Origin of the sequence: Yersinia entomophaga (assembly GCF_001656035.1) — a bacterium.
Lineage (GTDB): Bacteria > Pseudomonadota > Gammaproteobacteria > Enterobacterales > Enterobacteriaceae > Yersinia > Yersinia entomophaga.
Genome location: NZ_CP010029.1, coordinates 1,897,190 through 1,910,376, shown reverse-complemented (window position 1 = coordinate 1,910,376; position 13,187 = coordinate 1,897,190). Strand labels below are relative to the sequence as shown.

Below are 13,187 nucleotides of genomic sequence, written 5' to 3'. Positions count from 1 at the left end.
ATTACTCGTGCGTTATGATGTTGGGGATGGTGTCATCCTTACGCAACGTCATTATTTCGCAGCCGTTCTCAGTTACCACAATAGTATGCTCATACTGTGCAGACAAGCTGCGATCTTTGGTTTTTACCGTCCAGCCGTCTTTCATGGTGCGAATGCGGTAATCGCCGGCGTTAACCATCGGCTCGATAGTGAAAGCCATACCGGGTTGCAGCACCACGCCGCCGTCATCTGCATCGTAGTGCAGAACCTGTGGCTCTTCGTGGAAACCTTCACCGATACCGTGGCCGCAGTATTCGCGTACTACGGAGAAGTTTTCCGCTTCGACGAATTTCTGAATCTCTTTACCCAAGGTGCGCAGACGAATGCCCGGTTTCACCATTTTAATCGCCAGATACAGGCTTTCCTGAGTGACGCGGCACAGGCGCTCGCCCAGAATAGTTGGTTTGCCAACGATAAACATTTTGGACGTATCACCGTGGAAACCGTCTTTGATTACGGTAACGTCGATATTCACGATATCGCCGTCTTTCAGCACTTTATCGTCGCTTGGAATACCGTGGCAAATGACTTCGTTAACAGAAATACAGACTGATTTCGGGAAGCCGTGGTAGCCCAGACAGGCGGAAATAGCCTGCTGCTTATTGGTGATGTGATCGTGGCAGATACGATCCAGTTCGCCGGTCGTTACGCCCGGTTTTACGTAAGGTTCGATCATTTCCAGCACTTCGGCGGCCAGGCGGCCGGCAACGCGCATTTTTTCGATATCTGCAGGTGTTTTAATTGTGATAGCCATGAAGAAAAGGTCCACAGGGGCCAGAGCGTGGCCGCTGTTATGATTAAATAAGTAAAAAATGCTGTTGCACATGGTACCAGCCCAGCAAATTGCTGCCAAACTTTCCTTTTTATGCTGCCACGAAATGCAACAAAAGTTGGTGTATGGTGCCGGATTATGGTATAAAGCGCGCCGGCGATCCGCTCTGCGTCATTTGTCCTTAGGGCAGCAATGAGTCTTCAGCCAAGTAGTACTAATCGCACTCATATGTGTAAATAACACACACGTGTCGGCACATACACCGGGGTGCCCTAAAGTCGCTGTCTTATAGCGGAGGCTTGTGGGGTCGGTGTTATGGGACACGTGGAGGCATAACCCCAATCGTTAAATATAGAGGTTTTAATCATGGCAACTGTTTCCATGCGCGACATGCTTCAGGCTGGTGTTCACTTTGGTCACCAAACTCGTTACTGGAACCCGAAAATGAAGCCTTTCATCTTCGGCGCACGTAACAAAGTTCACATCATCAACCTGGAAAAAACTGTACCAATGTTCAACGAAGCTCTGGCTGAGTTGACCAAGATTTCTTCCCGTAAAGGTAAGATCCTGTTCGTTGGTACTAAACGCGCAGCAAGCGAAGCGGTAAAAGAAGCTGCTCATAACTGCGACCAGTTCTTCGTGAACCATCGCTGGTTAGGCGGCATGCTGACTAACTGGAAAACCGTTCGTCAGTCCATCAAACGTTTGAAAGATCTGGAAATCCAGTCTCAAGACGGCACCTTTGAAAAGCTGACCAAAAAAGAAGCTCTGATGCGTACCCGTGAGCTGAACAAGCTGGAAAACAGCCTGGGCGGTATCAAGGACATGGGCGGTTTACCTGACGCACTGTTCGTTGTTGACGCCGATCACGAACACATCGCTATCAAAGAAGCTAACAACCTGGGTATCCCGGTATTCTCTATCGTTGATACCAACTCCGATCCAGATGGCGTTGACTTCATTATCCCTGGTAACGATGACGCAATCCGTGCAGTTAAACTGTATCTGAGCGCTGTTGCTGCCGCCGTCCGTGAAGGTCGTTCTCAAGATCTGGCCGTTCAAGCGGAAGAAAGCTTCGTAGAAGCTGAATAATAAGACAGGCTCGTCACTGAGCCCTTATTAACCAGGTATTGAAATATGTTGGTTAGGGGGCCTTTTATAGGCCCCCTTTGCGTATCTACAGTGAGAACTATCTTCACGAGAGAACCGAGGAAAATTGAAATGGCTGTTATTACCGCTGCTTTGGTAAAAGAACTGCGTGAGCGTACTGCCGCAGGCATGATGGAATGTAAGAAAGCGCTGGTTGAAGCTGATGGCGACATCGAGCTGGCGATCGATAACATGCGTAAATCTGGTCAGGCTAAAGCTGCCAAGAAAGCAGGCCGTATCGCTGCTGAAGGTATCATCCTGGCGAAAGTTTCTGCAGACGGCAAATTCGGCGTGATGCTGGAACTGAACTGTGAAACTGACTTTGTTGCTAAAGATGCTGGCTTTAAAGCATTCGGCGACGAAGTTATCGATGCAGCACTGGCTGGCAAAATCGTTGATATCGAAGTGCTGAAAGCACAGTTCGAAGAACAACGCGCTAACCTGGTTGCTAAAATCGGTGAAAACATCAATATCCGTCGTGTTGCTGCTCTGGAAGGCGACATTCTGGGGACTTACCTGCACGGCGCACGTATCGGCGTTATGGTTGCCGCTACCGGTGCTGATGAAGAGCTGGTTAAGCACATCGCTATGCACATCGCTGCAAGCAAACCAGAATACGTTAAACCAGAAGACGTCCCTGCTGAAGTTGTTGCTCGCGAGCACCAAATCCAGTTGGACATCGCTATGGAATCTGGCAAGCCACGCGAAATCGCAGAGAAAATGGTTGAAGGCCGCATGCGTAAGTTCACCGGCGAAGTTTCTTTGACCGGTCAGCATTTCGTAATGGACCCAAGCAAAACCGTTGGCGAGCTGCTGAAAGAGCATAAAGCTGACGTGATCAACTTCATCCGCTTTGAAGTGGGCGAAGGCATCGAGAAAGTTGAGACTGACTTTGCTGCTGAAGTTGCAGCAATGAGCAAACAGTCTTAATGCTTAAAAATGGGGCCGCCAACAGGCGGTTCCATTTTATCCAATCTAGAATTTAGTCCGTAAACTTTCAGCGCACTTATAGGTGTTTTGAATGTATGACGGTCAAATCCCCAATACTATTACTGCTGCTTAGGACAGAACACCATGGCAACCAATGCAAAACCCGTATATCAGCGAATCCTGCTAAAGCTGAGTGGCGAAGCCCTGCAAGGCGCGGAAGGTTTTGGTATCGACGCTAGCGTTTTGGATCGTATGGCTCAGGAAGTCAAAGAGCTGGTCGAACTGGGTATTCAGGTCGGTGTGGTAATTGGCGGTGGTAACTTATTCCGCGGTGCCGGTTTGGCACAGGCTGGGATGAACCGCGTAGTGGGCGACCACATGGGAATGCTGGCTACCGTAATGAACGGCCTGGCAATGCGTGATGCACTGCACCGTGCCTATGTGAACGCCCGCCTGATGTCGGCAATCCCGTTGAACGGCGTATGTGACAATTACAGCTGGGCTGAAGCAATCAGCCTACTGCGTCACAATCGCGTGGTGATTTTTGCTGCCGGTACCGGCAACCCATTCTTCACTACTGATTCAGCGGCATGTTTGCGCGGTATCGAGATCGAAGCCGACGTGGTGTTAAAAGCCACCAAAGTTGACGGTGTGTATTCAGCCGATCCTGTGAAAGATCCTGATGCAACGCTGTACGAACAGTTAACCTATCAAGACGTGTTAGAACGTGAACTGAAAGTGATGGATCTTGCCGCCTTTACGCTGGCTCGTGACCATAACTTGCCAATTCGCGTATTTAACATGAACAAACCTGGCGCGCTGCGTCGTGTTGTGATGGGTGAAAACGAAGGAACGTTGATCGCTAAATAGCGCCGTTCTAATCAGGGGCTTCACGTAATTGTGCGCTGAGTCCCTTTTAACCAGCAATTGCTGGTTTACATATTCACCGGCTATGCTGCAAGGTATAGCCTGCCAAGTAACCAGTTTACAAGGGTTCGCAACGTGATTAACGAAATTAAAAAAGATGCAGAAGTGCGCATGGGTAAGTGCGTAGAAGCATTCCAGGGCCATATCGATAAAATCCGTACTGGCCGTGCTTCACCAAGTATTCTTGATGGTATTCAGGTTGAATATTACGGTAGCGCAACGCCATTGCGCCAGTTGGCCAACGTGGTAGTAGAAGACTCCCGTACGCTGGCAATTACCGTATTTGACCGCAGCCTGAACGCCGCGGTAGAAAAAGCGATCATGTCTTCTGATTTGGGTCTGAACCCATCTTCAGCTGGCACCGTGATCCGCGTTCCGCTGCCTCCGCTGACCGAAGAGCGTCGTAAAGACCTGATCAAAGTGGTGCGTGGCGAAGCAGAGCAGGGCCGTGTCTCTGTGCGTAACGTGCGTCGCGATACTAACGATAAGGTTAAAGCCTTGTTGAAAGATAAAGCTATCAGCGAAGATGAAGATCGTCGTTGTCAGGATGAAGTTCAGAAAATGACTGATACCTTCATCAAGAAAATCGACTCTATTTTGTCCGATAAAGAAGCTGAGTTAATGAATTTCTAATCGTTAACCGGTTCCGCAAGGCGTCGCTTAGGCGGCGCTTTGTTTTTTACATCTGTACGGTTTTATTGAAGACAACAGCTGATATTTGGGCTAAATGTCTTAGTCTTGCGGGCTCAGATGTTTCATACTGATGCATCTTCCTATCATAAAAACAGTTATTCAGAGCACCCTCATGAAGCAACTGACTATTCTTGGTTCTACCGGCTCCGTTGGCTGCAGTACATTGGCCGTTGTGCGGGCTAATCCCGATTTATTCGCCGTCACCGCATTGGTTGCAGGGCGCAATGTCTCATTAATGGCAGAACAATGTCTGGAATTTGCCCCGCGTTATGCGGCAATGGCGGACGTAGATTCTGCTGCGGCGCTGCGCCTTTTGCTGTCTGAGCAAGGTAGCAAAACCGAAGTATTAGCCGGTGAAAAGGCGGCCTGCGAACTTGCTGCTCTCGGTGAAGTCGATCAGGTAATGGCGGCTATCGTCGGCGTAGCCGGGCTATTACCTACGCTGGCGGCGATCCGCGCCGGTAAAAAAGTGCTGCTGGCCAATAAAGAATCTTTGATTACCTGTGGTCGTCTTTTCATGGACGCGGTGCGAGAAAGTCGTGCGCAGCTGCTCCCCATCGATAGTGAACACAATGCCATTTTTCAAAGCCTGCCAGAGCGCGTTCAGCAACAGTTAGGCTATTCTTCTCTGATTGAGAATGGTGTATCGCGCATTATCCTGACCGGCTCCGGCGGTCCTTTCCGTGAAACGCCGTTGGATCAGTTTGCCACAATGACGCCAGACCAAGCCTGCGCTCATCCAAACTGGTCGATGGGGCGTAAGATTTCCGTCGATTCAGCTACCATGATGAATAAAGGGCTGGAATATATCGAGGCTCGCTGGCTGTTTAACGCTTCGGCTGAGCAGATTGAAGTGATTCTGCATCCGCAGTCGGTGATTCACTCGATGGTTCGCTATCAGGACGGAAGCGTGCTGGCGCAGCTTGGTACACCGGATATGCGCACGCCAATCGCCCACGCTATGGCGTACCCAAATCGGGTAGAATCAGGCGTTGAAGCGCTAGATTTTTGCCGTATGGGCCCGCTGACGTTCGCAGAGCCTGATTATCAGCGTTATCCGTGTCTGCAGCTGGCGATGGAAGCTTTTAACGCAGGGCAAGCGGCGACCACAGTGTTAAATGCGGCTAATGAAATTTCTGTCATGGCTTTCTTGCAATCGCGTATCGGTTTCACAGATATTGCGAGATTAAACAGAAATGTGCTCGAAAGTTTGGCATTGCAGGAACCCAATTCAGTCGATGAAGTCTTAGATATTGACCGTTTGGCACGAATTGCTGCTGAGCGAGCATTAGGTGCATTAAGTCGTTGAAGGTGATGTTATTCATTGGTGGAATTTGTTCGTCTCGGACTGAGATGATATAGTCTGCGCCGTCAATGGGCAGACAGACCCTTGATTAACGGTTCTATGGGTATTTAGACCCTCTGGTTTGGCTGTCATATAAGAAGCCGTGATTCAGTACACGGCTTTTTTTGTGCGCATGAGGCCTAATGTTAGGGAAGAGCAGTCGTATTTATTGAGGAAGAATGTTCGCGTTATGTCGTCCGTAAATGAAGATAGGGCTAACTTGTCCCCCCAAGGCCCGCGCCACGTTGCTATTATTATGGATGGTAATGGCCGATGGGCTAAACGCCAGGGTAAATTAAGGATCTTCGGTCATAAAGCGGGAGTGAAATCAGTTCGCCGTGCGGTGAGTTTTGCCGCCACTCATCAATTAGATGCGCTCACGCTTTATGCTTTTAGTAGTGAAAACTGGAATCGCCCTGCTCAGGAAGTGACCGCACTGATGGAGCTTTTCGTTCGAGCGCTGGACAGCGAAGTGAAAAGTCTGCATAAACATAACGTACGTTTAAGCGTTATTGGTGATATCAGCCGCTTCAGTGGACGTCTGCAGGAACGCATTCGACGCTCTGAAGCGCTGACGGAAAATAATGATGGTTTGAAGCTTAACATTGCTGCCAATTATGGTGGACGTTGGGATATCATTCAGGGAATGCGCCAATTGGCTGGGCAGGTTCAAAAGGGATTGTTACAACCTGAAGATATCACTGAGGATTTGTTAAATTCTCATATTTGCCTGAACGAACAGTCTCAGGTGGATCTAGTGATCAGGACCGGTGGCGAACATCGCATCAGTAATTTCCTGCTGTGGCAAATAGCCTATGCTGAACTTTACTTTACTGATGTCCTTTGGCCTGATTTTGATGAACTTGTCTTTGAAGGTGCGCTGAATGCATTTGCACAACGCGAGCGCCGCTTCGGTGGAACGACACCTAACGATGTTGCTGCATCCTAGGGGGAACTTTTGCTGAAGTATCGTCTCATAACTGCTTTGATTTTAATCCCTATCGTCATCGGGGCGCTGTTTTTGCTGCCTCCGATTGGTTTTGCCATAGTGACGCTGGCTGTATGTATGCTGGCTGCTTGGGAGTGGGGGCAGCTCGCTGGCTTCGCTTCGCACTCACAGCGCATCTGGCTGGCGATACTCTGCGGTTTCTTGCTGGTAACGATGTGGTTGAGTATTCCAGAATATCAACCTACAGTGCACGATTTGCAAGTCAGTGGCCCGCTTTGGGCATCGATGGGGTGGTGGATAGCCGCTCTGTTGCTGGTGTTGACCTACCCGCGCTCGGCTGCTTTCTGGCGTGACTCGCGAACCATCAGAATTATCTTCGGTATTCTGACCATAGTGCCATTCTTCTGGGGCATGTTTGCGCTGCGTCAGTACGGTTATGAGCAAAATCATTCAACCGGTGCCTGGTGGCTGCTTTACGTGATGTTGCTGGTGTGGGGCGCGGATTCCGGTGCCTACATGTTTGGCAAAATGTTCGGCAAACATAAGCTTGCACCGAAAGTTTCCCCCGGGAAAACCTGGGAAGGGTTGATAGGCGGCTTGCTGTCATCGGCGTTGATAGCCTGGTTGTTTGGCCGCTATGCTCCGCTGGATGTGATTCCGGAAAAACTGTTAGTGTGTTCTGTGGTTGCGGCTCTGGCCTCAGTACTCGGGGATTTGACCGAGAGTATGTTCAAACGTGAAGCGGGAATCAAAGACAGCGGTCATCTGATTCCTGGTCATGGCGGGATACTGGATCGTATCGATAGCCTGACCGCAGCCGTGCCGGTATTTGCCTGCCTGATGCTGTTAGTGTTTTAATCCGTCACTGACGGGGAGTTTAGGGATTATGATGAGCATACTCTGGAACCTGGCTGCATTTATCATTGCGCTGGGCATCTTAATTACGGTTCACGAGTTCGGCCACTTTTGGGTGGCGCGTCGCTGTGGAGTCCGTGTTGAGCGCTTTTCTATCGGTTTTGGCAAAGCCTTATGGCGCAGAACCGATCGACAAGGTACAGAATATGTGATCGCCCTGATTCCCCTCGGCGGTTATGTGAAAATGCTGGATGAGCGTGCCGAGGCCGTTGCCCCGGAATTCCGCCATCAGGCTTTTAACAATAAAAGTATTGCCCAGCGCGCTGCGATCGTCAGCGCCGGCCCTATCGCCAACTTCCTCTTCGCTATTTTTGCCTACTGGCTGGTGTTTATCATCGGCATCCCGAGCTTTCGTCCGGTTGTGGGTGAAATATCCCCACAATCCATTGCTGCGCAGGCTGATATTTCTGCTGGAATGGAACTTAAGTCTGTTGACGGTATCGAAACGCCTGATTGGTCTGCAGTTCGTCTTGCTCTGGTCGGTAAAATTGGCGACCAGCAGGTGCAAGTTGGCGTAGCCCCTTTTGGCTCTGATAACGTAGTACAGAAAACTCTGGATTTACGTCAATGGTCGTTCGAGCCTGATAAGCAGGACCCCGTGGTGACTTTGGGGATTATTCCTCGTGGCCCGCAGATTGAATCAGTGCTGCAAGAGGTTCAAACAGAGTCGGCAGCGCAAAAGGCGGGTTTACAAGCAGGGGATAGGATCGTTAAAGTTGACGGTCAGCTAGTTGAAGGTTGGCAGACATTTGCCAGCCGGGTACGCGAAAATCCTGGCAAGCCGCTGGCAGTTGAAATTGAAAGGGGTGGTTCTCCCTTGTCTTTAACCCTGATTCCAGATACAAAATCGGCGGGTAAAGACAGAACCGAAGGCTTTGCAGGCGTAATTCCGAAAGTTATACCGCTTCCGGATGAGTATAAAACGATTCGCCAATATGGTCCGTTTACGGCACTCTATCAGGCTGGGGATAAAACCTGGCAGTTGATGCGGTTGACGGTCAACATGTTGGGTAAACTGATTACTGGTGATGTTAAGCTGAATAACCTGAGTGGCCCGATTTCCATTGCACAGGGCGCAGGGGTTTCAGCCGAGTTCGGATTGGTTTATTACCTGATGTTTTTGGCACTGATTAGTGTCAACCTGGGGATTATCAATCTGTTCCCGTTACCGGTATTAGATGGTGGACATCTGCTCTTCCTGGCGATAGAAAAGCTCAAGGGTGGGCCGGTTTCTGAGCGAGTTCAAGATTTCAGCTACCGCATTGGCTCGATATTGCTAATGCTGTTGATGGGACTTGCACTTTTCAATGATTTCTCCCGCTTTTAACGGCAGGGGATAGGTTAGGAAGAACGCATAACAACGATGGCGATGAAAAAGTTGCTCATAGCGTCGCTGCTGTTTGGCAGCGCCACCGTATACGGTGCAGACGGGTTCGTAGTGAAAGACATTCATTTCGAGGGCCTGCAGCGAGTCGCCGTCGGTGCGGCGTTACTTAATATGCCGGTTCGCGTAGGCGATACCGTCAGTGATGATGACATCAGTAATACTATCCGTGCGTTGTTTGCCACAGGCAACTTCGAGGACGTTCGCGTTCTGCGCGATGGTAATACTCTGATTGTTCAAGTCAAAGAACGCCCAACGATCGCCAGTATCACTTTCTCCGGTAACAAAGCGGTGAAAGAGGATATGCTTAAACAGAACCTTGAAGCCTCTGGCGTTCGGGTTGGCGAGGCACTAGACCGCACAACGATCTCCAGCATTGAAAAAGGTCTGGAGGACTTCTATTACAGCGTGGGTAAATACAGCGCTTCGGTGAAAGCCGTAGTGACGCCGTTGCCGCGCAACCGTGTCGATCTGAAGCTGGTGTTTACCGAAGGTGTATCTGCCAAGATTCAGCAGATCAATATCGTCGGTAACCATGCGTTTAGCACAGACGAACTGATTTCACGTTTCCAGCTGCGCGATGAAGTGCCTTGGTGGAACGTGGTTGGTGACCGTAAATATCAGAAACAGAAACTGGCAGGCGATCTTGAGATCCTGCGTAGCTTCTATCTGGATCGCGGTTACGCACGCTTCAACATCGATTCTACTCAGGTGAGTTTGACGCCGGATAAAAAAGGCATCTACATCACAATCAACCTGACAGAAGGCGAGCAGTACAAGTTGAGCAGCGTGGTGGTCAACGGGAATCTGGCGGGCCATCAGTCTGAAGCTGAGAAGCTGACCAAAATTGAGCCGGGCGAGTTGTATAACGGCGGTAAAGTGACGCGCATGGAAGACGACATCAAAAAGATGTTAGGTCGCTATGGCTACGCTTACCCACGCGTACAGACTCAGCCTGAAATCAACGATGCGGATAAAACCGTGAAACTGCACATTAATGTGGATGCGGGTAACCGTTTCTATGTGCGTCACGTTCGCTTCGAAGGCAATGACACCAGTAAAGATTCCGTTCTTCGTCGTGAAATGCGTCAGATGGAAGGTGCATGGCTGGGTAACGCTCAGGTTGAACAAGGTAAAGATCGTCTGAACCGTTTAGGTTACTTCGAAACCGTCGATGTGGAAACGCAGCGTGTTCCGGGTACTGCCGATCAGGTTGATATTGTTTACAAAGTTAAAGAACGTAATACCGGTAGCCTGAACTTCGGCATTGGCTACGGTACTGAAAGTGGCGTGAGTTTCCAGGTGGGTGTTCAACAGGATAACTGGCTGGGCACGGGTAACAGCGTAGGGATTAACGGTACTAAGAATGATTACCAGACCTATGCTGAATTTACGTTAACCGACCCTTACTTCACCGTTGACGGTGTGAGTCTGGGTGGTCGTGTGTTCTACAACGATTTTAAAGCGGATAACGCAGACCTGTCTGGCTATACCAACAGCAGCTACGGTGTTGACGGTACCCTTGGGTTCCCAATCAACGAAAATAACTCATTACGCGTAGGCGTGGGCTATGTGCACAACAGTCTGTCCGACATGTTGCCGCAGGTTGCTATGTGGCGTTATCTCGAGTCAGTCGGCCAAAAGCCGAACTATACTGACCGCGCTGACTTCACCGCTGATGACTTTACCCTGAACCTTGGTTGGACTTATAACAACCTAGACCGAGGTTTCTTCCCGACTTCCGGTGTAAAATCTTCGGTTAACGGTAAAGTAACCGTTCCTGGCTCCGATAATGAATTCTACAAAGTGACCTTCGATACTTCCGGCTACCTGCCGTTGGATCAGGATCGTTCTTGGGTTCTGTTAGGTCGCGGGCGCTTAGGTTATGGCGATGGCCTCGGTGGCAAAGAAATGCCGTTCTATGAGAACTTCTATGCCGGTGGTTCCAGCACTGTACGTGGTTTCCGCTCGAACAACATCGGGCCTAAAGCTGCATACTATGCGAATAATGGCGCTACGGTTAATAAATCTACCGATGCTGTGGGCGGTAATGCCATGGCTGTGGCGAGTATCGAATTGATCACGCCAACGCCGTTTATCAGTGAAAAGTATTCTAACTCGGTTCGTACTTCGATCTTTATCGATTCAGGTACCGTTTGGGATACCCACTGGGAAAACACTGCGGCAACGGGAGCCGCCGGGATTCCTGACTACAGCGACCCAAGCAATATTCGCGTTTCTGCGGGTGTAGCATTACAGTGGATGTCACCGCTGGGTCCATTGGTGTTCTCTTACGCCAAACCGGTCAAAGACTATCCGGGTGATAAATCCGAGCAGTTCCAGTTTAACATCGGTAAAACCTGGTAACAGGCTACTGAGTAGTTGAGCAAGAATTGTTGATCGATAAGTAAAGATCGCGCTGACGCCGATCTCCCTGTTGCAAAGGTGATCTAGTATTACCTTTGCCGCATCGGATAAATCCGGCGTCAAGTGCATTTCAGGGTGTCTCTGACACAAACGGGTAATGGTAAGGAGTTTATAGTGAAAAAGTGGTTGTGTGCCGCAGGTCTTGGTTTAGCATTGGCTGCTTCAGCCAGCGTTCAAGCCGCTGACAAGATTGCTATTGTTAATGTTTCCAGCATTTTCCAACAATTACCCGCGCGTGAAACCGTGGCTAAGCAGCTGGAGAATGAATTCAAAGGCCGTGCAACCGAGCTGCAAGGAATGGAGCGCGATCTGCAGACCAAAATGCAGAAGCTGCAGCGCGACGGTTCTACCATGAAAGCCAGCGATCGTACCAAACTGGAAAAAGACGTCATGGCGCAGCGTGAAACCTTCTCTCAAAAAGCGCAGGCGTTTGAACAAGACAACCGTCGTCGCCAGATGGAAGAGCGTAACAAAATCCTGAGCCGTATTCAGGACGCTGTGAAATCTGTTGCAAGTAAAGGTGGGTATGATGTGGTTATCGACGCGAATGCTGTGGCATACGCTGATTCCTCAAAAGACATCACTGCTGACGTGCTGAAACAGGTTAAATAACACATGCCTTCAATTCGACTGGCTGATTTAGCCCAGCAGTTGGATGCACAAGTGCACGGTGATGGCGAAATTGTCATCACCGGCATCGCTTCAATGCATTCTGCCAAACCTGCGCAAATCACGTTTTTGTCAAACAGCCGTTACCGGGAACAACTCGCGTCTTGCCAAGCTAGCGCCGTGGTTTTGACCGAGGAAGATCTGCCTTATTGTAACGTTGCTGCTTTAGTCGTTAAAAATCCCTATCTGACCTATGCGCGCATGGCGCAGATTATGGATACCACTCCGCAGCCAGCTCAGGACATCGCCCCAAGCGCAGTGATTTCCCCTGAAGCAACCTTGGGCAATCAGGTATCAATTGGCGCAAATGCGGTGATTGAGTCCGGCGTTGTTCTGGGTGATAACGTGGTTATCGGTGCGGGCTGTTTTGTCGGTAAAAATGCACGTATCGGTGCAGGTAGCCGTTTGTGGGCCAATGTTTCCGTTTATCATGAAGTTGAGATTGGGCAGCATTGCCTGATTCAATCCGGTACGGTCATTGGTGCAGATGGTTTTGGTTACGCTAACGATCGTGGCAATTGGATCAAAATCCCGCAGCTTGGCACCGTAATAATTGGTGACCGCGTGGAGATTGGTGCCTGTACAACTATCGACCGCGGCGCGTTAGATAACACGGTTATCGGTAATGGTGTCATCATTGATAATCAATGCCAGATTGCGCATAACGTGACTATTGGCGACAATACCGCAGTTGCGGGCGGCGTTATCATGGCGGGAAGCCTGAAAGTTGGCCGATATTGCCAGATCGGTGGTGCCAGTGTGATCAATGGTCACATGGAGATTGCCGACAAGGTTGTTGTGACCGGAATGGGAATGGTGATGCGTCCAATCACTGAACCTGGGGTATACTCCTCCGGAATTCCGTTGCAGCCAAATAAAACGTGGCGAAAAACCGCAGCACTGGTGATGAATATCGATGAGATGAATAAGCGTTTGAAAGCTGTCGAACGTAAAATCGATAAAGAGTAATTACCACTCTGAGCCAATA

General features: G+C 49.8%; 12 protein-coding genes. 11 read left to right on the top strand and 1 reads right to left on the bottom strand.

Going from position 1 to position 13,187, the window contains the following annotated elements; all coding sequences use genetic code 11:
• Position 1: 1 nt before the first annotated feature.
• Complete coding sequence (gene map, locus PL78_RS08680; protein WP_064518334.1) at positions 2–793, bottom strand: type I methionyl aminopeptidase; 792 nt, start codon at positions 791–793, stop codon at positions 2–4.
• Positions 794–1,177: 384 nt separating this feature from the next.
• On the opposite strand from map, the gene rpsB reads away from it, so the two are divergent.
• From rpsB to lpxD, 11 genes are all read left to right on the top strand, one after another.
• On the top strand, positions 1,178–1,903 hold the full coding sequence (gene rpsB, locus PL78_RS08675; RefSeq protein WP_049599912.1) for a 30S ribosomal protein S2: 726 nt from the start codon (positions 1,178–1,180) through the stop codon (positions 1,901–1,903).
• A 129-nt stretch (positions 1,904–2,032) separates the two neighbouring features.
• Positions 2,033–2,890, top strand: coding sequence for a translation elongation factor Ts (tsf, locus tag PL78_RS08670; RefSeq protein ID WP_064514791.1), 858 nt, complete (start codon positions 2,033–2,035; stop codon positions 2,888–2,890).
• 144 nt (positions 2,891–3,034) lie between these two features.
• Positions 3,035–3,760, top strand: coding sequence for a UMP kinase (gene pyrH / locus PL78_RS08665; protein ID WP_004719674.1), 726 nt, complete (start codon positions 3,035–3,037; stop codon positions 3,758–3,760).
• A gap of 132 nt (positions 3,761–3,892) precedes the next feature.
• A complete protein-coding gene (gene frr, locus PL78_RS08660; RefSeq protein ID WP_049599918.1) occupies positions 3,893–4,450 on the top strand; it encodes a ribosome recycling factor in 558 nt (185 codons plus the stop codon).
• A 172-nt stretch (positions 4,451–4,622) separates the two neighbouring features.
• The gene (ispC, locus tag PL78_RS08655; RefSeq protein ID WP_064514789.1) at positions 4,623–5,819 is read left to right on the top strand and encodes a 1-deoxy-D-xylulose-5-phosphate reductoisomerase; all 1,197 of its coding nucleotides are present in this window, start codon (positions 4,623–4,625) and stop codon (positions 5,817–5,819) included.
• 226 nt (positions 5,820–6,045) lie between these two features.
• On the top strand, positions 6,046–6,804 hold the full coding sequence (gene ispU / locus PL78_RS08650; protein WP_064514787.1) for a (2E,6E)-farnesyl-diphosphate-specific ditrans,polycis-undecaprenyl-diphosphate synthase: 759 nt from the start codon (positions 6,046–6,048) through the stop codon (positions 6,802–6,804).
• A 9-nt stretch (positions 6,805–6,813) separates the two neighbouring features.
• Positions 6,814–7,662 (top strand): phosphatidate cytidylyltransferase, encoded by an 849-nt coding sequence (cdsA, locus tag PL78_RS08645; protein ID WP_064514785.1) that lies wholly within the window; start codon positions 6,814–6,816, stop codon positions 7,660–7,662.
• 28 nt (positions 7,663–7,690) lie between these two features.
• Positions 7,691–9,046, top strand: coding sequence for a sigma E protease regulator RseP (gene rseP / locus PL78_RS08640; protein WP_064514783.1), 1,356 nt, complete (start codon positions 7,691–7,693; stop codon positions 9,044–9,046).
• A 36-nt stretch (positions 9,047–9,082) separates the two neighbouring features.
• Positions 9,083–11,470: an outer membrane protein assembly factor BamA gene (gene bamA / locus PL78_RS08635; RefSeq protein WP_064514782.1), complete on the top strand. Its 2,388-nt coding sequence runs from the start codon at positions 9,083–9,085 to the stop codon at positions 11,468–11,470.
• Between the two features lie 174 nt (positions 11,471–11,644).
• On the top strand, positions 11,645–12,142 hold the full coding sequence (gene skp / locus PL78_RS08630; RefSeq protein ID WP_049599935.1) for a molecular chaperone Skp: 498 nt from the start codon (positions 11,645–11,647) through the stop codon (positions 12,140–12,142).
• Between the two features lie 3 nt (positions 12,143–12,145).
• Complete coding sequence (lpxD, locus tag PL78_RS08625; protein WP_064514780.1) at positions 12,146–13,168, top strand: UDP-3-O-(3-hydroxymyristoyl)glucosamine N-acyltransferase; 1,023 nt, start codon at positions 12,146–12,148, stop codon at positions 13,166–13,168.
• Positions 13,169–13,187 lie beyond the last annotated feature (19 nt).

Excerpts from the sequence above, each read along its gene's own strand:
- ispC (WP_064514789.1), top strand. The coding sequence starts at position 4,623 with ATGAAGCAACTGACTATTCTTGGTTCTACCGGCTCCGTTGGCTGCAGT.
- lpxD (WP_064514780.1), top strand. The coding sequence starts at position 12,146 with ATGCCTTCAATTCGACTGGCTGATTTAGCCCAGCAGTTGGATGCACAA.
- rseP (WP_064514783.1), top strand. The coding sequence starts at position 7,691 with ATGATGAGCATACTCTGGAACCTGGCTGCATTTATCATTGCGCTGGGC.
- ispU (WP_064514787.1), top strand. The coding sequence starts at position 6,046 with ATGTCGTCCGTAAATGAAGATAGGGCTAACTTGTCCCCCCAAGGCCCG.
- map (WP_064518334.1), bottom strand. The coding sequence starts at position 793 with ATGGCTATCACAATTAAAACACCTGCAGATATCGAAAAAATGCGCGTT.
- bamA (WP_064514782.1), top strand. The coding sequence starts at position 9,083 with ATGGCGATGAAAAAGTTGCTCATAGCGTCGCTGCTGTTTGGCAGCGCC.
- tsf (WP_064514791.1), top strand. The coding sequence starts at position 2,033 with ATGGCTGTTATTACCGCTGCTTTGGTAAAAGAACTGCGTGAGCGTACT.
- rpsB (WP_049599912.1), top strand. The coding sequence starts at position 1,178 with ATGGCAACTGTTTCCATGCGCGACATGCTTCAGGCTGGTGTTCACTTT.
- pyrH (WP_004719674.1), top strand. The coding sequence starts at position 3,035 with ATGGCAACCAATGCAAAACCCGTATATCAGCGAATCCTGCTAAAGCTG.